Consider the following 673-nt stretch of genomic DNA (forward strand, 5'->3'; position numbering starts at 1 on the left):
CCGTTTCGACTATGAGGAACAGGACCACATAGAGCTGTTGGAATTGCTCAAGACCCTGCCCTGCAATATCATCCTGTCCGGCTACCCCTCGGCCCTGTACGACGAACGGCTCGCGGGCTGGTGCACGCTGGAACTGCAGGTCATGAGCCACGCTGGTGTGCGCACGGAAAAACTCGGGTTCAATTTCACCTCCGACCGGGTGCACTGGGCTAGCTGCGCGGGCAGGAATTTCACCGACCGCCAGCGCATCAGGCGCCGTGCCGCGAACTGGGGGAAGAACTACCGGGCACTGCCGCGGGCGGAACACCTCGCGGTGCTGGCGGTCGGGGCCGAGGACGCGGCCGGATCCGGGTGAGGCATCGATCATGGCCACCGTCAACAAACAATCGCTGCGCGAGGAGTTCGACGCACTGAAAGGTGAATTCGAGCGCCTGTGCGCCTCGGGCAAGATGACGGCAGACAGCCGCGCTCTGTTCCAGGCCATGATCATGTTGTTCGAGGTGCTGATGGTCGTGTTCATGGAAAAACGCACCCCAAAAAACAGCACCAACTCCCGCTGCCAGCCATGGAGAGCGAAGCGAAGGCTGGTAGACCCCAGTAGCCGCGAGGCCGCACTGTTTTCCCAGCGTGCCTTGCGCCAGAGGGAAAACAAAGTAGGCCTCCGAACGCGGCG

Annotated in this window: 1 protein-coding gene and 1 pseudogene; both read left to right on the forward strand. The window is 62.3% G+C overall.

Going from position 1 to position 673, the window contains the following annotated elements; all coding sequences use genetic code 11:
• Positions 1-355, forward strand: a pseudogene (locus ACOCD2_RS24325) (DNA methylase); the annotation flags it as partial.
• A gap of 10 nt (positions 356-365) precedes the next feature.
• Positions 366-673: hypothetical protein (locus ACOCD2_RS24330; protein ID WP_419598585.1), on the forward strand; the 308-nt coding region annotated here is incomplete at its 3' end.

Origin of the sequence: Thiolapillus sp., assembly GCF_048562965.1 — a bacterium.
In the GTDB taxonomy this organism is placed as follows: Bacteria; Pseudomonadota; Gammaproteobacteria; order Chromatiales; family Chromatiaceae; genus Thiolapillus; species Thiolapillus brandeum_A.